The sequence below is a fragment of the Pseudoalteromonas lipolytica genome, from assembly GCF_001306915.1.
GTDB lineage: Bacteria > Pseudomonadota > Gammaproteobacteria > Enterobacterales > Alteromonadaceae > Pseudoalteromonas > Pseudoalteromonas simplex.
On record NZ_LJTC01000006.1, the window covers coordinates 91,042 to 116,594 of the forward strand.

General features: G+C 40.1%; 24 protein-coding genes and 1 pseudogene. 22 read left to right on the top strand and 3 right to left on the bottom strand.

What is annotated here, in order from left to right:
- Window positions 1-12: 12 nt before the first annotated feature.
- From AOG27_RS10430 to rluB, 4 genes are all read left to right on the top strand, one after another.
- Entirely contained in the window at window positions 13-444 is a 432-nt protein-coding gene (locus AOG27_RS10430; RefSeq protein WP_054552966.1) for a hypothetical protein, read from the top strand.
- Between the two features lie 206 nt (window positions 445-650).
- Window positions 651-1,172, top strand: coding sequence for an EF-hand domain-containing protein (locus AOG27_RS10435; RefSeq protein WP_054552967.1), 522 nt, complete (start codon window positions 651-653; stop codon window positions 1,170-1,172).
- Between the two features lie 130 nt (window positions 1,173-1,302).
- Complete coding sequence (gene scpB / locus AOG27_RS10440) at window positions 1,303-1,893, top strand: SMC-Scp complex subunit ScpB (protein WP_054552968.1); 591 nt, start codon at window positions 1,303-1,305, stop codon at window positions 1,891-1,893.
- Window positions 1,890-2,762 (top strand): 23S rRNA pseudouridine(2605) synthase RluB, encoded by an 873-nt coding sequence (gene rluB / locus AOG27_RS10445; RefSeq protein WP_054552969.1) that lies wholly within the window; start codon window positions 1,890-1,892, stop codon window positions 2,760-2,762. Before scpB ends, rluB begins: the two co-directional genes overlap by 4 nt.
- Before the next feature lie 101 nt (window positions 2,763-2,863).
- On the opposite strand, the gene ald is transcribed toward rluB, so the two are convergent.
- On the bottom strand, window positions 2,864-3,985 hold the full coding sequence (gene ald / locus AOG27_RS10450) for an alanine dehydrogenase (protein ID WP_054552970.1): 1,122 nt from the start codon (window positions 3,983-3,985) through the stop codon (window positions 2,864-2,866).
- 142 nt (window positions 3,986-4,127) lie between these two features.
- Here ald and lrp point away from each other — a divergent pair, with 142 nt between their 5' ends.
- From lrp to AOG27_RS10545, 18 genes and pseudogenes are all read left to right on the top strand, one after another.
- Entirely contained in the window at window positions 4,128-4,607 is a 480-nt protein-coding gene (lrp, locus tag AOG27_RS10455) for a leucine-responsive transcriptional regulator Lrp (protein ID WP_054552971.1), read from the top strand.
- Between the two features lie 141 nt (window positions 4,608-4,748).
- A complete protein-coding gene (locus AOG27_RS10460) occupies window positions 4,749-7,241 on the top strand; it encodes a DNA translocase FtsK (RefSeq protein ID WP_054552972.1) in 2,493 nt (830 codons plus the stop codon).
- Window positions 7,241-7,867 carry an outer membrane lipoprotein chaperone LolA gene (gene lolA / locus AOG27_RS10465; RefSeq protein WP_054552973.1) on the top strand — a complete coding sequence of 209 codons (627 nt, stop codon included), beginning with the start codon at window positions 7,241-7,243 and terminating at the stop codon, window positions 7,865-7,867. The genes AOG27_RS10460 and lolA overlap by 1 nt, the downstream gene beginning before the upstream one ends.
- A gap of 3 nt (window positions 7,868-7,870) precedes the next feature.
- The gene (locus AOG27_RS10470) at window positions 7,871-9,208 is read left to right on the top strand and encodes a replication-associated recombination protein A (protein ID WP_054552974.1); all 1,338 of its coding nucleotides are present in this window, start codon (window positions 7,871-7,873) and stop codon (window positions 9,206-9,208) included.
- Window positions 9,201-9,587, top strand: a complete 387-nt coding sequence (gene crcB / locus AOG27_RS10475; RefSeq protein ID WP_082389253.1) for a fluoride efflux transporter CrcB — start codon at window positions 9,201-9,203, stop codon at window positions 9,585-9,587. The genes AOG27_RS10470 and crcB overlap by 8 nt, the downstream gene beginning before the upstream one ends.
- 9 nt (window positions 9,588-9,596) lie before the next feature.
- Window positions 9,597-10,901: a serine--tRNA ligase gene (serS, locus tag AOG27_RS10480; protein ID WP_054552975.1), complete on the top strand. Its 1,305-nt coding sequence runs from the start codon at window positions 9,597-9,599 to the stop codon at window positions 10,899-10,901.
- Between the two features lie 175 nt (window positions 10,902-11,076).
- Window positions 11,077-12,621, top strand: coding sequence for an arylsulfatase (locus tag AOG27_RS10485; protein WP_054552976.1), 1,545 nt, complete (start codon window positions 11,077-11,079; stop codon window positions 12,619-12,621).
- Window positions 12,622-12,799: 178 nt separating this feature from the next.
- A pseudogene (locus AOG27_RS10490) lies at window positions 12,800-14,121 on the top strand (ABC1 kinase family protein).
- A gap of 210 nt (window positions 14,122-14,331) precedes the next feature.
- A complete protein-coding gene (locus AOG27_RS10495; protein ID WP_054552977.1) occupies window positions 14,332-14,772 on the top strand; it encodes a hypothetical protein in 441 nt (146 codons plus the stop codon).
- 114 nt (window positions 14,773-14,886) lie between these two features.
- Window positions 14,887-15,156 (top strand): hypothetical protein, encoded by a 270-nt coding sequence (locus tag AOG27_RS10500; protein ID WP_054552978.1) that lies wholly within the window; start codon window positions 14,887-14,889, stop codon window positions 15,154-15,156.
- 493 nt (window positions 15,157-15,649) lie between these two features.
- On the top strand, window positions 15,650-16,126 hold the full coding sequence (locus AOG27_RS10510) for a hypothetical protein (RefSeq protein ID WP_054552980.1): 477 nt from the start codon (window positions 15,650-15,652) through the stop codon (window positions 16,124-16,126).
- Window positions 16,116-16,805: a hypothetical protein gene (locus AOG27_RS10515; RefSeq protein ID WP_054552981.1), complete on the top strand. Its 690-nt coding sequence runs from the start codon at window positions 16,116-16,118 to the stop codon at window positions 16,803-16,805. The genes AOG27_RS10510 and AOG27_RS10515 overlap by 11 nt, the downstream gene beginning before the upstream one ends.
- A gap of 66 nt (window positions 16,806-16,871) precedes the next feature.
- Complete coding sequence (locus AOG27_RS10520; protein ID WP_054552982.1) at window positions 16,872-17,444, top strand: hypothetical protein; 573 nt, start codon at window positions 16,872-16,874, stop codon at window positions 17,442-17,444.
- A 111-nt stretch (window positions 17,445-17,555) separates the two neighbouring features.
- Window positions 17,556-18,128 carry a hypothetical protein gene (locus tag AOG27_RS10525; protein WP_054552983.1) on the top strand — a complete coding sequence of 191 codons (573 nt, stop codon included), beginning with the start codon at window positions 17,556-17,558 and terminating at the stop codon, window positions 18,126-18,128.
- A 113-nt stretch (window positions 18,129-18,241) separates the two neighbouring features.
- The gene (locus AOG27_RS10530) at window positions 18,242-18,700 is read left to right on the top strand and encodes a hypothetical protein (RefSeq protein WP_054552984.1); all 459 of its coding nucleotides are present in this window, start codon (window positions 18,242-18,244) and stop codon (window positions 18,698-18,700) included.
- A 107-nt stretch (window positions 18,701-18,807) separates the two neighbouring features.
- Window positions 18,808-19,341 (top strand): hypothetical protein, encoded by a 534-nt coding sequence (locus AOG27_RS10535; RefSeq protein WP_054552985.1) that lies wholly within the window; start codon window positions 18,808-18,810, stop codon window positions 19,339-19,341.
- Between the two features lie 388 nt (window positions 19,342-19,729).
- Complete coding sequence (locus AOG27_RS10540) at window positions 19,730-20,143, top strand: LexA family protein (RefSeq protein WP_054552986.1); 414 nt, start codon at window positions 19,730-19,732, stop codon at window positions 20,141-20,143.
- A gap of 395 nt (window positions 20,144-20,538) precedes the next feature.
- On the top strand, window positions 20,539-22,962 hold the full coding sequence (locus tag AOG27_RS10545; protein ID WP_054552987.1) for a PAS domain S-box protein: 2,424 nt from the start codon (window positions 20,539-20,541) through the stop codon (window positions 22,960-22,962).
- Between the two features lie 237 nt (window positions 22,963-23,199).
- Here AOG27_RS10545 and tyrS read toward each other — a convergent pair whose 3' ends face one another.
- Window positions 23,200-24,450 (bottom strand): tyrosine--tRNA ligase, encoded by a 1,251-nt coding sequence (gene tyrS, locus AOG27_RS10550; RefSeq protein ID WP_054552988.1) that lies wholly within the window; start codon window positions 24,448-24,450, stop codon window positions 23,200-23,202.
- A gap of 92 nt (window positions 24,451-24,542) precedes the next feature.
- Entirely contained in the window at window positions 24,543-25,343 is an 801-nt protein-coding gene (locus tag AOG27_RS10555) for a response regulator transcription factor (RefSeq protein ID WP_054552989.1), read from the bottom strand.
- Window positions 25,344-25,553 lie beyond the last annotated feature (210 nt).

Sequence of the window (25,553 nt, forward strand, 5' to 3'; positions counted from 1 at the left end):
TAAAGGTAAACCATGAAAAAACAATTAGTGATGCTTTCTCTTGCATGTATCTCATTTGGCTCATTAGCAAGCAACCCGCACTACTTTTCAGCTGATAACAGTATTGAATCGAAGTTATGTAGCTTAAGTGCAAACGAAGGGTTTACCGCTGCACGTAAAGAAGCAGCAAAGCATGGCATTTCAATGTCACGTTTTTCAAAAAGCATTTTATGTAACGGTACTGACATTCGTGAAATTGCAAAAAAAGCACAATCACAAGAAGTAGCAAAAGCAGCGATTGAAGTGTTTGCTAAAAATGAGCAAAAAGAAACTCAACTTTGCATCACTGCACTTAAAAAAGGTTTAACACCTGTGCGTGAAAAAATTGGCAACTTAAACACGTTAAAATGTAATGGCGAAGCAGTAACAGACTTCGTTAAGCGTTACCAAAACGCAGCTATCTAATAGCGACAGTATAGTTATTTGTAAAAAGCGCTCTTCGGAGCGCTTTTTTTATGAAAAAATTACAGCAACCTATGAAAAGCTTGCTAAATCATAGGCTTAACAGTGACTTAACTAGATTGTAAGTGCTTGATTTTAGTCAATAAGGCATTTTGGCATTCAACTTGAAATAGTCTAATTGAATCTAATCGACTACAAGGAAATGTCTTATGAAAAAGTTAACTTTAGCATCTACAATTTTAGCAGCACTAAGTCTTTCAGCATGTTCTGCAAGTAACTCTTTAGCAAAAATCGACAGCGATTTTGGCAGTCTAGATAATGACAATGACGGCTATATCTCTAAGGTAGAAGCTGACGATGATGCAATTTGGGAGCATTTTTCAAACATCGATACCAATATGGACGAGCAAATCAGCCGTACTGAATTTAATGCATACATGCAATTAAATACAGGCAAGGTGGCAGCTGATAGTGAGGTATCTGAATCAGCATTTAAAGCTGAAATCGCTAAATTTGACCCAATCGAAAATGACTTTAAATCGTTAGATAACGACAAAAATGGTTATGTTTCAATTGAAGAAGCCGATGACGACGATATCGCAAATCACTTTGGCTATATGGATAGCAACAAAGATAAGCGTGTAAGCCGTACTGAGTTTGTTAATTACATTAGCAAATATGGCAGCGACGTTGCCGAAGATGATGCCCTTGAAATGGTTAAAAATAGCTAATTTCAATATTCATTCTTAAATATCCCCCAAAGCCAGTGTTTTACACTGGCTTTTTTACAATAATTTTTCCAACCTTGGCCGACTTCTGTCATAATAGAGCGTTAGTGATTTAAAATGACCTTTAGTAGCGATGGCCACAAAACGTATCAGTGATGAACAGTTAGTCGAAATCATAGAAGCCGCGATTTTTGTTGCTGGAAAACCTGTGTCTAAACGTCATTTAAAAGAGACAGTATTAGCTGATTTAAGCGTATCTATGCCGCGCATTAATAATGCAATTGAACAAATTCAAACGCATTATCAAACCCGAGGCATTAAGCTTGTTGCAGTAGGCAGCGGTTACAGGTTTCAAGCCTGCGCTAGTTTAGCGCCTTGGCTAGCAAACTTATGGCAAGAGCGCGCACCTAAATACTCACGAGCACTACTAGAAACGTTATCCTTGATTGCCTATAGACAACCTATTACCCGTGGTGAAATTGAACAAGTACGGGGGGTTGCTGTTGGCTCAGGAATAATTAAAACCTTATTAGAAAGAGAGTGGGTTAGGGTTGTTGGCCATAAAGAGGTGCCCGGGCGCCCAGCGTTGTATGCCACAACATCCGCTTTCTTAGATTATTTTTCATTAGCTGGTTTAGATGAATTACCGCCGTTACCTGAACTTCAGGAGAGTAAAATCAACCAGCTATTGAGCGATCCTTCTGTGAGAGAACTATCTGAATGAGTAATGTAGAAACTGAAAAGTTACAAAAAGTATTAGCCCGTGCTGGCGTGGGTTCACGTCGTGAAATGGAAAAATACATCGATGCCAACCGCGTGAGCGTGAATGGTAAAGTGGCTCGTTTAGGCGACCGCGTAGAAGCAGCCGATGTAATTCGTGTTGACGGTCACGTAGTAAAAATTGAAGACAAAGCCGACCGTATTTGTCGTGTGCTTATGTATAACAAACCAGAAGGTGAGTTATGTACGCGTAAAGACCCAGAAGGTCGTCGTACGGTATTTGACCGTTTACCACGTGTTGATGGCGAACGCTGGATTGCAGTTGGCCGATTAGATATTAATACCGCAGGTTTAATGCTGTTTACTAACGATGGTGAACTTGCTAACCGTTTAATGCACCCAAGCTACGAAGTAGAGCGTGAGTACTCAGCTCGTGTGTTTGGTGAAGTGACTAACGAAACGCTACGCACTTTAACAAAAGGTGTTGAGCTTGAAGATGGTCCTGCAAAATTCTTAAACATCAAACCTATGGGTGGTGAAGGTATCAACCGTTGGTTCAATGTCACTTTAACAGAAGGTCGTAATCGCGAAGTACGTCGTTTATGGCAATCACAAGATGTTGAAGTATCGCGTCTTATCCGTATTCGTTACGGTAAGTTAGAGCTTGATAAGCGCTTGCCACAAGGTGGTTGGGCTGAACTTGATTTAGACACGGTTAACTATTTACGCAAAACAGTACAACTAGGCCGCGAAACGCAAACTAAGCTGTCGGTTATTCCTGAAAAGCGTAAAGACAAACGTGCCAAAATTAACCAAATCCGTAAGGCGGTTAAAAAGCACAATCAACGCGCTAAACAAACTAAGCGTCGTTAATCAGAAATATAATTGTTTGCAGATAAACTAATTTATTTGCAAACAGGCATAAAAAAAGCAGCGATATCGCTGCTTTTTTTGTTTCACAATGCTAATTCTTATTAAGCATTTTCAACTGCTGTACGTGGGTCAACATATTCCATGTTGAAAGCTTCAGCTACTTCTTTATAAGTAACTTGGCCTTTGATCACGTTTAAGCCTTTTAAGAAGTTTGCATCGTCAAGAAGCGCTTTCTTATAACCTTTGTTAGCAAGGTTGATGATGAACGGTAATGTTGCATTATTAAGTGCGAACGTAGAAGTACGTGGAACAGCACCTGGCATGTTAGCAACACAGTAGTGAACAACGTCATCAACAATGTAAGTAGGATCAGCGTGAGTTGTCGCCTTAGAAGTTGCGATACAACCACCTTGGTCGATTGCAACGTCAACGATTGCAGAACCAGGCTTCATTGCTTTGATGTGCTCAGCTGTTACTAGTTTAGGCGCTGCTGCACCTGGGATTAGTACGCCACCGATCACAAGGTCAGCTTCTAGTACGTGTTTTTCTAGTGCGTCAGCAGTAGAGTAGATAGCTTTAACTTTATTACCGAACTGCGCGTCTAATGCACGTAGTACGTCGATGTTACGGTCAAGAACAACAACGTCAGCACCTAGGCCAACAGCCATTTGCGCTGCGCTACGACCAACCATGCCGCCGCCGATAACAACAACTTTAGCTGGCTCAACACCTGGTACACCACCAAGTAACATACCACGGCCGTGGTTTGATTTTTCAAGCGCTTGTGCACCAGCTTGAATAGACATACGACCAGCAACTTCACTCATAGGAGCAAGAAGAGGTAAACCGCCACGTGAATCAGTTACTGTTTCGTAAGCGATACACACTGCGCCACTTTTAACTAGGTCTTCAGTTTGTGGAAGATCCGGTGCTAAGTGAAGGTAAGTAAATAGAATTTGGTCTTCGCGTAACATTGCACGCTCAACAGCTTGTGGCTCTTTTACTTTAACGATCATTTCAGCTTTAGCAAAAACGTCTGCTGCTGTAGGTAAAATTTCAGCACCAGCTGCAACATAATCTTCGTTAGTGAAGCCAATGCCCATACCAGCATCAGTTTCAACAAACACTTGGTGGCCATGGTTTACTAGTTCACGAACACTCGCAGGAACCATACCTACACGGTATTCATGGTTTTTGATTTCTTTAGGTACACCAATAATCATAGTTTTTCGCCTTAATAGAACGGGATAAAATTTTTGACTATTATATTCATGACCAGCCAGTGTGTCTCACCTTTTTTAAGTGTTATTCTAGTGATATAATCTAAAAATATATTTTAAACAGTGCAAAACTCTGGTTTGGCTTATGCATCAATTACTCGACAGAATAGACCGTAAAATTTTAATGGAATTACAGCTCGATGGTCGGATCTCTAACGTAGAGCTGGCAAGGCGTGTAGGATTAAGTGCCACCCCTTGTTTGGAACGGGTAAAAAAGCTCGAAAGAGAGGGCTATATACTCGGATATAAAGCAGTAGTGGATCCTGCTAAGCTTGGCCAAGGTTTGTCGGTTTATGTAGAAGTCACTATCACCAAAACCTCACCAGATGTTTTTGAAGAATTTAACGCTGCGGTTAAAAAGCACGACGAAATAATTGAGTGCCATCTCGTGTCGGGTAATTTCGACTTTTTATTAAAAACGCGGGTAAATGATATGTCGGAATATCGAAATGTACTGGGTGATATTCTACTAAAACTACCAAATGTCAGTGAAAGCCGAACTTATGTGGTAATGGAAGAAGTAAAAGGTGAAGAAGGGGTCATTATTCGCCCATATATTGCCTAAACTGTTAAAATATACATTGAGTAACAAAAACTTGTTCATTATCAGTCCATCAAGGCTAAGATAAAGTGCATCAAACGGCATTTCCTGCTAAGGTATTTCACTGCTAATCGATCAGTAAAGAATAATAAGGAATAGGGAGCTATGCGCCTAAATGGTGTTCAAAGACTGTTAGAAACGGGGCTAATCATCAGCACCTTTGCTGCAGTATTTATTTTATGTGCATTAATCAGTTTTGATCCTGCGGACCCTTCATGGTCGCAAACCGGTGAATTTGTTAATGTTAAGAATATTACCGGCACAGCGGGAGCTTGGGTTGCAGATATCCTATTACTCACTTTTGGCTGGCTTGCTTATTTAGTGCCTGTTGCTATTCAATTGTTCGGTTATTTATTATTTAAACAACCACACCGTATTTTCCAGCTTGATTACACCACGCTTGCCTTACGTGTCATTGGTTTTGCGCTGTTTATTACTTCAGCAACTGCCATCAGCAGTATTAATTTTGATGATATTTATAACTTCTCATCTGGTGGGGTAGTGGGGGATGTTATTGCGACAGCAATGATGCCAACCTTTAATTTTACTGGCACCTCAATTTTACTACTGTGTTTTTTCTTTGCCGGTTTAACCCTATTAACCGGTATTTCGTGGGTGCAATTTGTCGATTTTGTCGGCAAGTGGGTAATGAAAGCATTTTACTTTTTACGTGAGCAATTTTCTGCTTGGTTACATCGTGAAAAAGAAGCTGTTAAAGATATTGCCACGACAGAGCCAGACGCTAACTTTGTAGAGCCAGAAAACGAGCCAGCAATTAGCTTTAATGATGCAGATGAAGAAGAACCAAAGCCTACTAAGCCTAAGCAAAAGCCTGCTGAAAAAGCCGATGATGACTTTAAAGGCTTTGATGAACTAGACGATATTCTTGACCAAGAAATTGGTTTCAGTGCCCTTGATGATGAATCATTCGATACCGTATCGGCACTGAATGCGCTTGATCAGAGCCCAGTCGTTGAGCCAGAAAAACCTGTTACAACGGTTGTTTCGCCTGCGCGCCCTATGCCTAAACCAAAACCTGCATATGAGCCACCACCAACGGCAAAAGAAAAATTTGAAGCACTGCTTGAAGAGCAGCCGCCTGCAAACCCGTTACCGTCTCTTGATTTATTAGACCGCCCAGATAAAGCGAAAAACCCATTATCTCAAGAAGAGCTTGATGGAATCTCGCGTTTAGTTGAAACCAAATTACTTGATTTTAACATTCAAGCTGCGGTTGTGGGTGTGTACCCAGGTCCGGTTGTAACGCGCTTTGAGCTTGATTTAGCGCCGGGTATTAAAGTAGCTAAAATCACTGGCCTAGCGAAAGATTTAGCACGTTCACTGTCTGCTGTAAGCGTACGTGTGGTAGAAGTTATTCCGGGTAAAACTTATGTTGGTTTAGAGCTGCCTAACAAACACCGTGAAATTGTGCGCTTAAGTGAAGTTATTAACGCGCCTAAGTTCGAATCAAACCCATCACCACTGACTATGGTGTTAGGTAAAGACATTGCTGGCGAGCCAGTATGTGCTGATCTTGGCAAAATGCCACATTTACTTGTTGCGGGTACCACAGGTTCAGGTAAGTCAGTGGGCGTTAATGTAATGATATTAAGCTTACTGTACAAATCGGGCCCTGATGATGTTCGTATGATCATGATCGACCCGAAAATGCTTGAACTTTCTGTGTACGAAGGCATCCCACATTTATTATGTGAAGTTGTGACCGACATGAAAGAAGCAGCCAATGCATTGCGTTGGTGTGTAGGCGAAATGGAACGTCGTTATAAGCTGATGTCGGCACTTGGGGTGCGTAACTTAAAAGGTTACAACCAAAAAGTGTTGGATGCCAAAGAAGCGGGTCAACCGATTCTAGATCCACTGTTTAAAGACACCGACGGCATGGCCGATGGCCCTGAAGAGCTAGATAAACTGCCAAGTATTGTGGTGGTTATTGACGAATTTGCCGACATGATGATGATCGTGGGTAAAAAAGTGGAAGAGCTGATTGCACGTATCGCGCAAAAAGCCCGTGCTGCAGGTATTCACTTAGTGCTAGCAACACAGCGCCCATCGGTTGACGTAATTACCGGTTTGATTAAAGCGAATATTCCAACCCGTATGGCGTTCCAAGTTTCAAGTAAAATTGACTCGCGTACCATTTTAGATCAGCAAGGTGCTGAAAACTTACTTGGTATGGGTGACATGCTTTACTTACCGCCGGGTACCAGTGTGCCAGTGCGTGTGCATGGTGCGTTTGTTGACGACCACGAAGTACATGCGGTTGTAGACGATTGGAAAAAACGTGGCAAACCAAATTATATTGATGAAATTTTAAGTGGCGATGCCACAGAAGAAATTTTACTACCAGGAGAAACCAGTGAAGACGGTGATGAAGAGTCAGATCCGCTTTACGATGAAGCAGTATCATTTGTAATTGAAACCGGCAAAGTGTCGGTATCGAGTGTACAGCGTAAGCTTCGTGTAGGTTATAACCGCGCAGCGCGCTTAGTTGAACAAATGGAAACATCAGGCATTGTTAGCGCACCAGGACATAACGGTGCCCGCGAAGTCTTAGTGCCAAATGGTGGAGCAAATTAATGAAAAAAATTAAATACCTAGCCCTAATTATGGGTTGTTTATTAAGCGGTCAAAGTTTTGCAGACGACAGCGAAGCGTTGCAACAGCAACTGGCTGCGATTAAAAGTTTTAAAGCAGAGTTTTCACAGCAGGTTACCGATTCGCAAGGCGAAGCTATCATGCAAGGTGAGGGGAATATTGCCCTTCAGCAGCCTATGATGATCCGTTGGCAACAGCAAAGCCCAGACGATACCTTGTTTGTATCAAATGGCGATAAAACGTATTACTTCGACAGCTTTGCTGAGCAAGTAACGATTATGAATACCCACAGCCTGATTGATTCAACACCGTTTGTATTGCTGACCTCAAAAGATCCAGAGCAGTGGGCTAAATACCAAGTTGTGGCAACCGATGCTGGCTTTAGTGTCACGCCAAACAAAGGCGTTGAGAGCCAAGTTGAAAAGCTAGACATTCGCTTTAATGCTAAAGAGCAAGGCCTCGCATCACTAACGGTATTAGACACCTCAGGTCAGCAGTCTTTATTTACCTTTAAAGAGGCTAAAGTAAACGAAGAACTTGCAACTCAAACCTTTGAATTTACCATTCCTGAAGGCGTTGAAGTTGACGACCAAAGCCAAGGTGATTAAGGCTTGAGTAATCTCGGATTTAATTTTGGTCCTGATGTGCGCCCACTTGCGGCGCGCATGCGACCCGAAACACTCAATGACTACATAGGTCAGCAGCACCTTTTAAGCCCCGATAAACCTCTTTACCAAGCCATTCTTGCAGGCAGATGCCACAGCCTCATTTTGTGGGGGCCGCCAGGCGTTGGTAAAACCACATTAGCGCAGATTATTGCAAACCATGCCGATGCCAGCCTTATTCAAATGTCGGCAGTCACAGCAGGTGTCAAAGACATTCGTGAGGCCGTAAGCGAAGCAAAAGCAAACCTTGCTGGGCGAGGGCAGCGCACCTTATTATTCGTAGACGAAGTGCATCGCTTTAATAAATCTCAGCAAGATGCATTTTTACCGCATATTGAAGACGGTACTTTTATTTTTGTTGGCGCGACCACCGAAAACCCATCATTTGCACTTAATAACGCGATACTGTCTCGTGCTCGTGTATATGTTTTAAAAGGACTTGAGCAAACTGATTTATTTAACGTAATTGAGCGCGCCTTACGTGAAGACGTAGAGCTCAGCCAAAAAAATATAGATATTGCCGATAACGCTAAGCAAGCGCTTTGCCAAGCAAGTGATGGCGATGCGCGTAAAGTGCTTAACCTGTTAGAACAAGCGGTTGACTTAACCACTGAGCAGCAGGGCAAATACCTTGTTGATCAACATGTGTTAAGCCAAGTTTTACCAACTCACTTAGCCAAGTACGACAAAGGCGGCGATGAGTTCTACGACTTGATTTCAGCGTTTCATAAGTCAGTGCGAGGTAGTTCACCTGATGGCGCTTTATATTGGTATTGCCGTATTTTAGCTGGCGGCGGTGACCCACTTTATGTAGCTCGGCGTTTATTAGCGATTGCTACAGAAGATATCGGTAATGCCGACCCGCGAGCAATGGAAGTCGCACTCAATGCGTGGGATATTTTTCAACGCGTTGGCCCAAGTGAAGGTGAGCGCGCTATTGCACAAGCCACCATTTATTTAGCCAGTGCCCCGAAAAGTAACGCTGTGTATATGGCGTTTAATCAAGCAATGCAAGATGCTAAAAATGAGCCGAGCCATCCGGTGCCAGAGCATCTACGTAATGCACCAACCAGCTTAATGAAAGACTTAGGTTATGGCGCTGAATATCGGTATGCACACAATGAGGAAGGTGCGTTTGCAGCAGGCGAAAAGTATTTCCCTGAGGCAATTAATGATCGCCAGTATTACTTCCCAACCGACCGCGGGCTTGAACAAAAAATAAAACAAAAGCTGGACTATTTAACCCAGCGCAACGAGCAAAGTGATATTAAACGTTATGAATAGTTTGAAACTTTACATGATGATTGCAATGGGTGGCGCTTCAGGGGCATGTTTACGTTATTTTCTTAGCGAAACCATGCTAAAACTGCTCGGTAGGGGATTCCCTTTTGGCACGTTGACAGTTAATATTCTTGGTTCATTGTTAATGGGCATTTTATACGGCTTGATTGAAAAAGAAATAATCGCTGTTAGCCCCGCTAAAACCTTAATTGGTATTGGCTTTTTAGGTGCATTGACCACCTTTTCAACATTCTCAATGGATTCGTTGTTGCTCTTGCAACAAGGTCACTTTTTTAAAATGGCCCTCAATATCACCTTAAACGTGGTGGTGTGTATATTTATGGCTTGGCTGGGCCTTCAGCTGGTAATGCAAAAAGGTTAAAAATCGAACATGTTAGATTCTAAATATTTACGTCAAGATATCGAACAAGCGGCTGCACGTTTAGCATCACGCGGTTACGAACTTGATACTGCAGCGGTAACTGCACTTGAAGAAAAACGCAAAACATTACAAGTAAAAACGCAAGAACTTCAAAGCGAGCGTAATGCAAGTTCCAAAGCTATCGGCCAAGCAAAAGCGAAAGGCGAGCACGAAAAAGCACAACAGCTGCTTGATTCAGTAAGTAACCTTGGCGATCAACTAGACAGCGTAAAAGCAGAGCAAGACGCAGTACTTGAAGAGCTTAAGCAAATTGCACTTGCTATTCCAAACTTACCTGATGAGTCTGTTCCTGTAGGTGAAGACGAAGATCAAAACGTTGAAATTTCAACCTGGGGTACGCCTAAGTCATACGACTTTGAAGTAAAAGATCACGTTGATGTTGGTCAAGACGTAAACGGCCTAGACTTTGAAATGGGCGTTAAAATCAGTGGCGCGCGTTTCACTGTTATGCGTGGTCAAGTTGCACGTATGCACCGTGCTCTAACGCAGTTCATGCTTGATACGCACACAGAGCAAAACGGCTATACAGAAATGTATGTGCCTTACCTAGTTAATAGCGCAAGCTTATACGGCACTAGCCAATTACCTAAGTTTGCTGGTGACTTATTCCACACATTAGGTTTAGTGGATGACGACGGTCAGCAACAACCAGGTTTTAGCTTAATTCCTACAGCTGAAGTACCGCTTACGAACAGTGCTCGTGACGAAATTTACGACGAAAGCGACTTACCAATTCGTTTAACAGCGCATACGCCTTGTTTCCGTAGTGAAGCAGGTAGCTATGGCCGTGATACACGTGGTCTTATTCGTCAGCACCAATTCGACAAAGTTGAATTAGTACAACTAGTAAAACCAGAAGATTCAATGCAAGCGCTAGAAGAGCTAACAGGTCACGCTGAGCAAATCTTACAAGCATTAGAACTTCCATACCGTAAAGTGATTTTATGTACGGGTGATATGGGCTTTGGTGCAGCAAAAACTTATGATTTAGAAGTATGGTTACCTGCACAAAACACTTATCGTGAAATCTCATCATGTTCAAACATGGTTGATTTCCAAGCGCGTCGTATGCAAGCGCGTTTCCGTCGTCAAGGTGAGAAAAAGCCAGAGCTACTTCATACATTAAATGGTTCAGGCTTAGCAGTTGGTCGTACACTGGTAGCAATCTTAGAGAACTATCAACAAGCTGACGGCTCGATTGTTGTACCAGAAGTATTGCGCCCTTACATGGGTGGCTTAGAAGTTATTAAATAACGTTTAAGTTAATAACGTTTTAAAAACCGTATTTTGATCAGAAAATACGGTTTTTTTATGCCTAGCATTAATAATAATTGCGGTACACAGTATTTTTAGTAGACTAAAAAAAGTACTACAAGTTTAAAAACTAAACTACATAGTATTTTATTAAAATACACGAAGGACTGCTGTTATGAAAAGACTACTCGCCGTAGCATCCGCTGCTTTATATTTAGCAAGCTCTGTCGCTTTTGCTAAAGACAAACCCAATATTCTAATTATATTCCCCGATGATGTTGGCTGGCAAAATGTAAGTGCTTATGGACTTGGTACCATGGGTTATAAAACGCCAAACATCGATAAACTTGCCCACGAAGGCGCAATGTTTACCGATCATTACGCGCAACCATCGTGTACTGCAGGGCGCGCTGCACTTATTACAGGTCAATATCCAATTCGTAGTGGCATGACAACGGTGGGCCGACCAGGCGCTGAGCTTGGTTTAAAAGCGGGTTCTTATACCCTTGCTGAGGTTTTAAAAGAGCAAGGTTATGCAACGGGGCAGTTTGGTAAAAATCACTTAGGTGATCGCAACGAGCACTTACCAACCGTGCATGGCTTTGATGAGTTTTTCGGGAATTTATATCACTTAAATACCCAAGAAGAGTTTGAGCAACGTGATTACCCGAAAGATCCTGAATTCTTCAAAAAATATGGTACGCGAGGCGTTTTACATACTTACGCCACAAATGTAGATGACAAAACTGTTGATCCACGTTTTGGCAAAGTGGGTAAACAAAAAATTGAAGATACCGGCCAACTCTCTCGTGAGCGTATGAAAACCGTTGATAAAGAGTTTATGGACGCAAGCATAGACTTTATTAAACGAGCGAAAAAAGCAGATAAACCTTTCTTCGTTTGGTTTAACCCAAGCCGAATGCATATGTACACGCGTTTAAGTGATGAGAGCCGTTATTTAGCAGAAGAATACACCACAGAGCATGATTTATACGGCAGTGGTCTGATTGAACATGATCAACAAGTGGGCGAGTTAATGGCTGCACTAGATGATATGGGTGTGCTTGATAACACTATTGTTGTTTATTCTACAGATAATGGCCCGGAGCACAGTGCTCGATTACATGGTGGTACAACGCCTTTCCGTGGTGAGAAAATGACGACCTATGAAGGTGGTGTACGTGTGCCTATGATTGTTCGCTGGCCAGGTAAAGTACCTGCAAATACAGTATTAAACGGTATTCAATCGCACATGGATATTTACACAACGCTAGCTGCAGCAGCAGGTGAACCAAATATCGCGAAAAAAGCACTGAAAGAGCATAAGCAACCGATTGACGGCGTAAATAACCTGAATTACTGGCTTGGCAAAACTGACCAAAGCGCCCGTGATCACTTTTTCTACTATTACGAATCAAGTATAAAAGCGATTCGCTACAAGCAATGGAAGCTGCACTTTGAAACGAGCGAAAATTATTATGCTCCTTATGAAAAGCAAAAGTTCCCAATTTTCTATAACATACGTATGGATCCGTTTGAAAGCTTTGATGGTTTAACCGACCGCTCAGACATAGTGCAAGCTAAGCAATGGCTGAATGAGCCTGTGCAACATCTACTTGGCGAACACATAAAATCGCTATCAGAGTATCCACCACTGCAAAAAGCAGCAAGCTTCGACTTTAGCCAGCTAATGGAACAGTTGATGTCTGGAAAGCAGTAACTCTCAATAAAACAATTTATTGGCTTGTTAATTAAATAAATAGCCGCATCGGGAAGCAAATAAGCTAACCATGCGGCTTTTTGCTTTTGGCTAGAAGACAAGTGATAGTAAAGCTAAAGTCGATCTAAACTCGAACAACCAACGTATTCAAAGCATTAAGTTAATAGTGTGAAGTAATATGAGTGATAAACAAAAGTCTGTTCCAACATCGCGCTTAGCACGAGCGGCTCGGCTTGGTTCTTTAGCAGGTAAAGTTGCGAGTAATATGCTGTTTGAAGGCACAAAAGCATGGGCGACTGGCAAGCAAACATCACGACAAGAGTTATTGTTAAAGCCAAAAAATATTCAGCGCTTTGCAGAGCAGCTTGCAAATCTGCGTGGAGCAGCAATGAAATTGGGGCAGCTGTTATCCATGGATAGTGGCGAATTACTTACTCCTGAGCTGTCAGCAATTTTAGCAAGGCTACGTTCAGAAGCGACACCCATGCCACAAAAGCAGCTAGTTAAAGTAATGCGTGAGCATTGGGGCGATGCGTGGCTAGAACAATTATCGCATTTTGAGCTCAGACCATTTGCTGCGGCATCAATTGGGCAAGTGCATATTGCTTACCGAGAATCGGGCGAAAAGTTAGCAGTTAAAGTGCAATACCCAGGTATTGCAAAAGGCATTGCCAGTGATGTTGATAACTTAGCTTACCTTCTGAAGCTCAGTGGCTTATTACCTAAAGAGGTAGAAATACAGCCTCTTATCGAGGAAGCAAAACAGCAGCTTATAAACGAAGCTGACTACGAATTAGAAGCGAGTTTTTTAAAACGCTACAGCGAGTGTTTAAAGGGTGATGACAATTACCTTATTCCAAATGTGGTTGATTCGCTTAGTTCTTCTCAAGTTTTAGTCATGAGTTTTGTTGAAGGGCAAGAGCTAGATGAACTGGCAAGTAAAGAGCAAGCTTTACGTAATAAAGCGGTTGAACAGCTACTCAGCTTATTTTTACGCGAATTATTTAGCTTTAAACTAGTTCAAACTGATCCAAACTTTGCCAATTATCAGTATCAAATCGACAATCAACGCTTAATACTTTTAGATTTTGGCGCCACCCGCGAACTACCTCAGCATATTAGTGATGGTTACTTACAGTTATTATCTGGAGCGATTAGTAACGACAGAGCCGGTGTTGCAACAGCTGCACAGCAAATTGGCTATTTTCAACAAGGGCTTGCTCAAGAATATATAGATAATGTCGTCGATATATTTCTACTCGCCTGCGAGCCACTGCGCCACCAAGGTGAGTATGATTTTGCGAATAGCGACTTACCAAAACGAATTAAAGAGCTCGGCCTAAAAATGAGCACCGCCTCAGAGCATTGGCACGCACCACCCGTAGATGCCTTGTTCGTTCACAGAAAACTAGCAGGCCTCTTTTTAATGCTGCAAAGCTAGGCGCAAAAGTGAATGTGAACAGTATTTTTAAAGAGTTTGAAGTACAGAGTGATAAATAATTGAAAGGGAGTTTTGGGTAACTCATTTCTGCCCCAAGATGAGCGACGAGAGCATTTTCTTTTTCTGAATATCTTTAGTATCAATAAAAAATTAGAATTGGCAATGCATTACGTTATTTGTTAAAAATAGATTTATTAATACATGCGCGTAACATCGGCAGAAAGATGCGGGACGAGCGCACTATAAAATTGTTATATACCAAGGGAAATATGGTTCAACATTCTAACTCTGTTCAAATAATGGCTTATATTTGTGGAGTCATACTTTTGCCTGTTTATGCGCTAGGTCCTCTATCTATGATTTACTTATCAAGCAATAGAATTGCGGATGGTGATTGGCAAACTTTAATTTTTTTATTTTTCTTATGTAGCGCTTTGGTTTATTTTTGTGGCAAATATTTCTTTCTATTGGTTCGTTTCCTTCGGAGTTTAAAGTTTAGTTTTACCTTCGATTCTAAAGGAATTGTTCTATGTAAAAACGGGCAATCATCATTCTATGCTTGGAGTGATTTAAAAAACTCGAAAGAATATGCTAATTGCCAAATGTATTGTTTAGTCGACTCAAATGGAGAGCACTTATTTTCTATTTGGGAGTATGCTGACAACTATCAAGAATTCCGAGATGCGGCTCTGGTACATATTGGTATATAACATGTAAATTATGTGTGGGACGTCTAAAGCTCGACTGGCGCCTGTTCCTTGCTAATTTTAGCCCAAGCTTAATCCGCCCATTATGTCGGCGTTCTGTGCTCTAACAGGTCAGTGATGGATATACCAATTGAAGATGAATTAAAATCTATTTGTATTGAGATAGTTAACCAAGACTACTCAACTCATCAATGGCTTGAAATAGAGTCGAGCGATATGTTTCAATCTCCATCGTTTGTTGGTGGCTTTGACGCTGATGAAGTGGAGTTTTGCTTTAGTTATTTCGATGAGAATCGCACTGAATTTTGGTTTCAGTTTACTTTAGACCAAGCAAAGTCAATTTCAAAAGGTGAAAGCGTTAAGTTGTCAGGTTTAAAACCTGAATAAAAACACATAACAAGTGCCCAAACCAAAGGACGCAAAACAGCAGGCTGCGCTCCTTCGTCGCTAATTTTAGCCTGCTAATCAAACGTTATGTTTACAGGAGGTTGAGGTGACACACGGAGGAGGTGGGGCATTATACCTACTACTTATTTTGATATTAGTATCTATACCTGTCACCTTGATTTGGCTTTTTCATGGGCAAGGTAATGCTAGAAAGAGGCGTGCTATAGGTTTCTCTCAAATAGCCATTTTCGCTATAGCAATAATATTATTCTTTTCTGGTGTTAGTTATCTTCAAAATATTGGGTTTGTAGCTGGTTTTATAGTCTTAATAGCTATGTTGATCACACCCGTAGTATTTAAAAACAGAGTGTAATATACACCTAGCAAGGCCGTTAAACCGTAGCACAAAACAGCAGGCTTGTGCTCCTTCGTCGTAAATTTTAGCCTGCTATTATGTGCCGTTAACGGCAAGCGTTATATTGCAAGTGGAGCTATGCGTAATCTAATCATTATTTTAGTCGCTTCGGCACTAATATCTTGCGTTGGAATTCCTGCTGAAATTTTAAAATCCAAATCAGCTGAGTATCAATTTCCTATTCTGCCTAGTACCGAAAGTACAATCGTGTATCTAATATCTCCTGTTGCCTACCAAGATCCGAGTGCGTACCAACAAGTAAAAGTTAACGGCATTAATAGTAAACTATATTTTGGAGCCTACAGTTCAATTACATTAGCCGAAGATGCAACTATACAATATCGCTTCAATCACAATTCAAACTTGGTTGATGCTGGTCAATGGAATCAACTTAAAGTAGCAGCTAATAAAAATGAGCTATTTTATGTATTAAAGAATGGTTTATTTACTCAAGTATATAAAGAGCAAGCTATCGCTGAAATTGTAACCATTGAATATCGGTATTGTGAATATAAACCAAAGCCTTGTGAGCCAATGGTTTACAATGCAATATAACAATCGCATTAAGGGTGGGCGCAAAAAGCTTGGCTTGCGCTCCTTCGTCGATAATTTTAGCCAAGCTTTATCCGCCCTCTATGCGGCGTTAGGTACAAAGGAGGTGAATTTGAAATTTCTAGCTCTTTTTTTGCTATCAATACTTTCTGGCTGTAGCGTCGTTGTACACGATAAAACTAATGATCCAATAGCGCTTTCCTTGATAGGAAGTTATTACCAAACAGTTAAAGATGGCTTTTTATACGAAGCAAGGTGCGCGGACATCAATGCGTCTATCCAATCAACAGAATGGTGTACTGGAATACAAGCTTTTGATTCGGGCAACGAATACTCTAAAACACCTACCAACTATCAGGCATATAAATCAGCTCAAGAAGAGTGGGATACCAAGCTATTTACTAAGTTAGCTTTTGAGAAACAGCGCTCAATAATTTCGGCCTTATCAAAAGGTACTGTTATTAAAATTACTAAATTAGTTCAGTACCCTTGGGGTACTAACGGTTATTATTGGGCTATTAGAGCAGAATTGATTAACACCGAAGGCAATCTGATAGAAGTAGAATTGCCAACAAATAGCGCGTTAGCTTTCCCTAGTTGGCTACAAGGTTATGGTGTGCAAGCGTTACCACAGTTGAAGCAAGAGTATTTAATGCAATGTAAAAATGCTAAGTGCACCTAACAAGCAACTGAAGTAGTACGCTGGCGCTCATTGGGCGTTAGGTTTTACGGAAAGAAAGGACCCAACATGAAAAAATTTATTCTCTCCACTTTTTGTATTATTACTGTAGGATGTGCAAGCACTGAACAAGGTGCTAGTTTTTCAGGAGCCTCGTTTGAATATATTGAACCAATAGGTTCTGATATTGCCTATTTACAGCTGGAAACTGAAGAAAAAACAGATGGTTTTGGGCTTGCTCCTTATCCCCATACTGCAATTATTTACGAGCTGTGTTCACGCGAAGGTGAAAATAGCACCTTTGGTTACGCTGGAGATATTAAGGTATCTACAGAGTTAAAGTTAGGAAACCCTGCAACTGTAAAAGTAGCATCTGGAAAACCTATTTTTGTAGCTTTTGGTTTAATACACCCCGTTAATGGCTATGAATGTACATCAAAATATATATTTACACCTGAGAGAGGTAAAACGTATTCAATGGTTAATTCTGTTAGTTGGTCTGAGTGTCCAACTAAGGTAGGAGTTATCTCAAACGATAATCAAGTTTTACCTATTAACGGTTTACAAGTTTTAGACAAAGCTACAAATTTACAGTTGGAAAATAAAGGCGTAAATGTAATTCGAAAGAAGTGTAAAACTTAACAAGCTGTTGTAAGTGTGGGACTGCTAAAGCTTGGCTAAGTTCCACTTTGTTACACAAGTTTAGCCAAGCATTTATCAACCCCTACTTGGGGCTTATATGGCAAGGGAAGTATGCAGAAAATTTTAGTTTTATTAGTGTTTTTAGTTTCCTGCATTGTAAGAGCAGAAACCGATCCTTGTGAGTCAAACCAATACTCAGTTAAATTGAAATCCAATTTAAGCCATCCTGAATCATTCGAGTTACCTGCTATTTTCTATAAAACTAACAACTCAAAAATTATTGTCTCTGTTTCAAAAGCAATAAACTTTGTTGAGAAAAATATGGCAACTCATAAACCTTATTTAAAAAATGCAAAAGCATTCATAATTCGTAGCTTGTCTGAATTACCCAAAAACAAACTTGTTGATCATTCAAGTCTTTGGATACCAACTGAAGGATTGCAAGGGCAAGAATTAAATAAAGCAATTCATGTAATGGCAGGTTACCAAGGTCTATTCGAAGGCTTATTATTAAACAATGAAGCATCGATAAGTATTAATGAAAAATTGATTACCTCATCTAATACGGTTTATATGATTGGTAAAGACCCAGAACCTGTCCATGGCTTGGATTATATCCATAAACTTGTTGTTTCAAGCTCTAATAACATAGTATTTTCTAAATGTTGGCTTGACAGCAAATAGTCATATAACAAGTTACTCAAAAGAACGCAAAACGCTTGGCTTGCGCTCCTTCGTTTCTAATTTTAGCCAAGCTTTATCCGCCCTCAATACGGCGTTAGGGTTACAATCAGACAATGAAGTGGACTGAACCTTGGGTTAAATCAATCCAAAATCAAGAAAGATATAGCCTCATTTCAAAAGGGGTGTTAATCAGCTGCCTTATTTGGACGTTGGCTTTCGTTTTTTTGGCAGTTGTAAGTCTGTTGACTAAAGATGACTTTATCAATCATCTGGTTAAAACTATTTGGATTGCGCCTGTAGGAGGTTTCATTTTAGCTTGGGGCATGTATACGATCAGGTGGCTGTCACCAGTGAAAATTGATTCGGGCCCCAAAGGTCTTATTAGAATCAAAGCAGATAATATAACTTCGATACCTTGGGAGCTGATATCTTCGTATACTTTTATTGTTGACGGCATAGTTTTTAAGTTTACAGATGATAGTGAAATTACATTTTTATTACCTAAAGATATAGATCGAGATTTAATAGCAAAAGAACTTGAAGCACACTCAATCAAAAAAGGTGCTTTATAACCTTAACAAGGTAATTAAATCGAACACAAAACATCAGGCAGTGTACGCTCTAAATTGCCGCCTGCTACTTTGTTCCGTTTATCACGGCGTTAGGCATCAAGGAAAGTATGGACGATAATATTAAGGTCGGAGATTGGGTCAGAAGCTATGGTTCAGGGATATGGAGAGTTCATCGAATTCTAGAACTCAATGATTTTGATATTCAAAGTCAAACTAACAAACCTAGAACTGTTGTTTTCTCTTCACGCTTTGTAAACGACGCTTATAAGCGATCCTTTGCAACAGAATGCTGTGATTCAGCATTTGTTTATCATTTGCAACAAGCAGAGCGAGATGAACTCGATTCATTTATCAATCAGAATCCTGATTTATATACTAAATTCAATGCTTATAAACCAAAACCCATTAACGCTATCTACAACGCAAAAATAAATATTCCTGTTTCAAAAAGTAAATCAGAGTTGGAAGATCTCTTAATTAGTTACCAATCATTATTTTTAGAGCAACTCTTTTGTCAGTTGCATTCTTCAGGTTTAGCATCAAGTGATAACAAAGGTTGGACGGCACAATTTGTAGCTAAAGATCATGAGGCTGTTGATGGTAAAGTAGTGTATAGCTTTTCAACGTTATTGACGTTTTAGATTTTGTAGAAACTAAGAATAGTATGTAAGTTTTTGATAGGGATAAGGAAAAGATGGTCGGCATAGCAGGATTTGAACCTGCGACCCCTGACACCCCATGATATTCCGCAATACCTATATAACAGTATGATATTTAAAGAAAATAAAGCTGGTGCACGGGTTTTTGTAGGGTGAAATTCAGTACTTTCGCGAATTTTATAACCTTATAAAACAGATAGTTATAGAGCCTATTACAAATGCTTTTTTCCGTAAAACCTTTTAAAGTCATTAAGACAATTCATTAGAGAAACTAAGTGCAAAAACCTATAGCTAAATCATTTCATATTTCAATTTAGGATCCTTCAGATTTTCACTATACTGTTTATATGCACAGTGTTTTTTATTTCTTATGTTCGTTATTCCAATCTATATCGAAGCTGGTATTACAGGTTTTGAATCGCCTGCTGCTCAGCACAAAGAGCTTGGCCTTTCGCTGGATCAACTTTTAATTAAACACCCTGATGCTACCTTTATCGGCATGGCATCAGGGCAGTCAATGCAAGGAGTAGGTATATATGACGGAGATCTACTTTTAGTCGATAGGGCGGTAGATGTGAGCAACGGTGATATTGTGGTTGCAAGTTACAATGGGTGTTTTGTTTGCAAGATCATCGATAAGGACAATCGATTGTTGTTATCAGCTTCAGATGAATTTAAACCAGTGTATGTAGCACCAGAGGATGATTTTTGTTTAGAGGGGGTTGTTACTAGAAGTATCAGACTTCATAAGCCTTGTGCAGAATTTCAAATGAGAGAAATGTAGATCTTTATTAATTACTTATATCCTAAAATGAGTAAATGCTAAAAGGTTTGCTATGAGCAAAAAGTAGACGGCTAGAAAACTCGTTTTTGCCCCAAAATGGTTTAACATAAATACTCTAAAGGTCGGCTTTGAGCGAATTTGAGACGGTCATGATGTTTCGAAGCTAAGGTTGTAATTCTACAAAGCGGACGTTCCGCTAACGCTTTTTTTGCACTAAAATGTTTTAAGGTAATTATTCTATCGGTGAGTTTTGAGCGAATTATAGAAGCAAATAATCAGGCGATAATTACCCCTACCATTAATTGGCTGGTTTGAATTGAAAATTGTTTCTAACATATAGGGAGAGACTCCTATACTTACTGCTGTCGCTATTTAAAAAGAGCATAAAGGAAAATATGACTATTGTTCGGGAAAAAGAGCTTGAATTGGAAGTTAAACAACTCCGAGAGCAGCTAAATAAAGCTAAGCTTGAGCGGGATAAGTACAAAAAGTTATTTGATATTTCGGCTGATGCATTGTCAATAATAGACCTAGGCACAGGCAGGTTTATTGAGTGCAATCAATCCGCGATTGATATGCATGGAGTAGAAAGCAGTAGTAACTTCCTGAATCTAACACCTTCTGATTTGTCACCTGAATTCCAACCATGTGGCAGACGCTCTGACGAAATGGCAGGTGAGTACATAGGCAATACCATAACTGAGGGTAGTCAGGTTTTTCAATGGACGCATACTCGTTTAGACGGCACTACATTTCCCTGTTTGGTTTCATTAACCTATATCGCCTTGGATGAACAAAATCTTATACTAGCTATAGGTAGAGATATCAGCGAGCTTGTCCATACCCAAAATGAATTAGATATAGCAGAATCTGATGCCAGTCGATTAAAGCGAGCTTACAGCGAAGAAAAAGAGAAATTTGAAAAGTTTGTCGACTTAGCCACAGTAGGGATTGCAATTAATAACATTTCAGATGGAAGCTTTGAGTTTGTAAATCAAGAGTTCAGTAAAATCACTGGGTACAGTATTGAAGAGCTTAACCAGATGGATTATTGGCAGCTCACACCAATCTCATATGAAAAGCAGGAGCAAGCTCAACTCGAATCTTTAGCTGAGCATGGTCACTATGGCCCATACCTTAAAGAATATATACACAAAAATGGCACTAACGTCCCTGTATTACTGTCTGGTATAAAAATTACCGACAGAAATGATGAAACGGTGATTTGGTCTGTCGTACAAGATATGACCCTACAAAAAGAGAACGAGCAAAAAATTCAAGAAGCGAAAGAAAAAGCAGATGCATTGGCGCTTCGAATGCAACTTGCCAATGACTCTGCGGAAATAGGCATATGGGAGTGGAATTTACGAACGGGTGAGCTCAATTGGGATGAGTGGATGTACAAATTGTATGGCATCAATGAATCTGAGTTTTCAGGTGCGTATGAAGCATGGGTAAATAGTGTTCATCCCGACGACATTGATTCTGCAAAGAGTGCATTAGAAACAGCTGTTCGTGGTGAAGGAGTTTATGACCCTGAATTTCGAGTTGTACACCCAAATGGTGATATTAAAGTGATAAAGGCCAGCGCTGAAGTAATAAGAGATACTGATGGGAAAGCCGTTAAAGTTATCGGAGTCAATTACGACGTCACAGAAAAAGTTAACGCTATTCAGGTGCTTTATGAAGCGAAACTTGCCGCTGAAAATGCTGTGAAAGCCAAAAGTGACTTTCTGGCGAATATGAGTCATGAAATTCGAACTCCGATGAATGCTATCCTTGGTGGTTTGCAGCTTTTACAAGACGCAAAATTATCTAGGGAGTTGAAAACCGTTCTGAGTAACGCATCTTTCTCTGCACAAAGCCTGCTCACTATCATTAATGATATTTTGGATTATTCAAAAATTGAATCGAACAACCTTCAACTAGAGCAAATTCAGTTTTCACTCACAGAAGTGCTTGAATCAGTGAAGTATGACTTGGATGGGCAAGTTAGCAATAAGCAGATACAGTTTATTGTCAATAAAGGTGAGCGTTATAAAGATTATTGGCTTGGTGATTTAGTTCGAGTTAAGCAAATAATCCTGAACCTCGCTTCAAATGCCGTTAAGTTCACAGAAAAAGGAAGTGTAAAGGTTAATATTGATAGCCGCCCTTACAGTGGCAAAGATGCAATTTATATTCAGGTCATTGATTCGGGTATAGGAATGACTGAAGAGGCTGCTCAGAGGATTTTTGAGCGATTTGCTCAGGCTGATACCTCAACCACAAGAAAGTACGGTGGGACGGGGCTTGGTATGTCAATTACAACTAATCTCATCAAAATGATGGGAGGTGAAATAGACGTTCAAAGTCAGCTAGATAAAGGGACGACAGTCTCAGTTATCCTCCCTCTTCAAGAAGTAGACATGGTGTCTAAAGAAAAGGCTAAAAAATCCTTATCCGCTCCTGATTTATCAAGTAAACAAATACTGGTTGCAGAAGATAATGCAATTAATCAGGTGTTGATACAATCAATGTTGAAGTCTACCAAAGCAAAAGTAACGATTGTTGAAAATGGGCAACTAGCGATAGATGAGGTTAAAAAAGGAAGTTATGACATCGTACTGATGGACATCCACATGCCCGAAATGGATGGCGTGGAAGCGCAAAAACAGCTAAAGCAGCTATTTCCTAAATTACCCGTGATAGCCCTAACCGCAAATGTGATGAAAGATGATGTTGAAAACTACATCCAACAGGGTTTTGTTGCCCATATAGCCAAACCTATCGACATTAATCAACTATATGGAAGCTTAAAGCATTTTATCGATAAATAAATTTGTTCAACTAATTAAATACCCAATGGCTAGTAACTTAGAAGGGAGTTAGTTCTAGTTGATAGGGGGATTATTAACTCATCTTTGTCCATCGACGAGTTATAAATATAACTCGCCTTTGCCCCATTCCTTTTCAGGATCCGTCTAATAAATTTTTGCTAAGTGAAACACTGCAATACTTAAAGTAATGCGTTCAACCCTCACTTGAATGAGTTGAGTCGCATTACATTTTCTACTTTATTTGCGTTTGATTAAGCAAAAGTGCTTCTTTCCGCGCTGAATTAACCAGTATTTATCAAACAGTGGAAATCCGAGTTGGGAGTTGTCAGGTGTTATTTTTTCGCCATTTACACTAATCGCATTGCCTTCGATCAGCTCTCTGGCGATACGTTTTGATTTAGCTAACCCTGACTCGAGCAACAATTCGATAACGTCTTGCAGAATGCTTTCAATGCTTGGAAGACCATCTAGCTCTAATTGTTGGAGTTCACTATAACTCAGCTTCTCGACGCCACCTGTGAATAATGCCTGTGTTATACGCTCGGCACTACGTAACCCTGATTCTCCGTGAACAAAACGAGTCATATTTTGCGCCAGAATCTTTTGTGCCTCAGGTTTGCCGTTATTTGACTTGTCCTGCAACTCTATCTGATCAATTTCTTCACAGGTTAAGAATGTGTAGTACCGAAGAAGGTTGTAGACATCTGTATCCTCAGTTGACAACCAGAACTGGTAAAACATATATGGCGATGTTTTTTGTGGATCAAGCCAAACGGCTCCTCCTTCTGTTTTGCCAAATTTAGTACCGTCAGATTTAGTTATCAAAGGTAACGTCAAACCAAACACTTGTTCACCATTCTGGCGACGTGTTAAATCAATACCGCTGACGATATTTCCCCATTGGTCATTACCACCAATTTGTAAATTACAACCATAACTTCTATTAAGTTCCGCAAAATCAAAGGATTGGAGTAAGCAGTAACTAAACTCTGTAAATGAAATACCCTGATCGGGTCTTTGCAACCGTTGTTTTACTGACTCACGGTTGATCATATTGTTGACAGAAAAATGTTTACCGACATCACGGAAAAAATCGATGACATTAATGTCTTTTATCCAGTCTGCGTTATTGACTATGGTCATTGGCTTGCTTAAATGAGGTGCTAATAACCGCTCAATTTGAGTAGTAAGATCTTTGACCCAAATGGCTACCGTTTCTTCAGTATTTAAACTGCGCTCTAAAGCTTTGAAGCTAGGGTCGCCAATCATACCCGTTGCGCCACCAATAAGCGCTAATGCTTGATGTCCAGCATCTTGAAAACGCTTGAGCATAATTAGAGGAACTAAGTGTCCAATATGAAGGCTGCCTGCGGTAGGATCGAAACCGCAGTAGACTGTTTGTGGCTGGCTAAGTTGTTGCTGTATTTGTTCTAAATCACTGGCTTGAGCAATTAATCCGCGTGTTTGTAGTTCCTGAATGAATGTCATCTATAACGTCTTTTCTGTCATGAATAATGTGATGTACAGATTACGAATAGAACCTTATGCGCGATATATCCCTAAAGGGATAATTGGTTCATTTAGTGGGTAATAATATGGTTGAGGAAGATTTGAAAAAGCTCACTGAGTGATGATACCTTTAATTGAGCATAGATACGCTTTCGGTGATTTTTTACCGTTCCTTCTGTAATGCCCAACTGTTTTGCTATTTCTTTGGTATCAAGTCCTTGCAATATTAACCGTGCGATTTGTTTCTCTCTACTTGAAAGAAAATCTTTGCCAAAAGAGTGCAGACCATCCTCTATGAACTTTCGTTTTTTTACTGAGTAGGACTCAGGAGAAAAGACAGGTTCCGCAAGAAGAAACTCCGTTTGCTTCCAGTGCTGTTGACATAAGGATTGAATGACGGAGAAGTATGAATTTAACATCTCAACATCTGATAGCGAAAATGGATTACTTGTATGGGTGCAACCTAAATAGATAACGACCCAGCGAGTTGCTTCGACTTTTATGAGAATACTTAACTCATCTTTCCAACCAGTTTGCAGGTAAAATTGATTACAGTATGTTTGATAATCCATATCCCGTTTGGCTACGTCTTTTAATGAAAAAACGCCTTGCTGCTCATCAGTAGTTAGCATTTTGTAGAATGGGTCATCTTGAAATGCAGAAGTGAGGTAACGGTCAAAAAGTAATTCACGATTATTTTCAATCGAATCATAAAGATAAATGGGATGTTTATCTGTACGCAGACCGAGAATTACTGCGCAGTCATAATTCACTAGAGAAGCGATGAAAGCCATTAGATTAGGCGTAAAAGTCGTTGATTTCAGAGACGAAATAGAGTCAGCAAGTAGATTATTAAATTGAGATTTAGGCATAACGTATAAGACTAACAATATAGGTCTAAAGCATAACGTAATTACTTAAGTTGCTCAAAGATGATCTTTACTAACAAACTCTTGCCCCAAAATGCGTTAATCTAAATACTGTAAAGCTCTGTCTTGAGAGAAAGCTTTGTGAAATCAGCTTATTTCTTTAATTTCTTTAGCTTTAAGTTATAAATTATTGAAGGTAATTGCGATGTGATT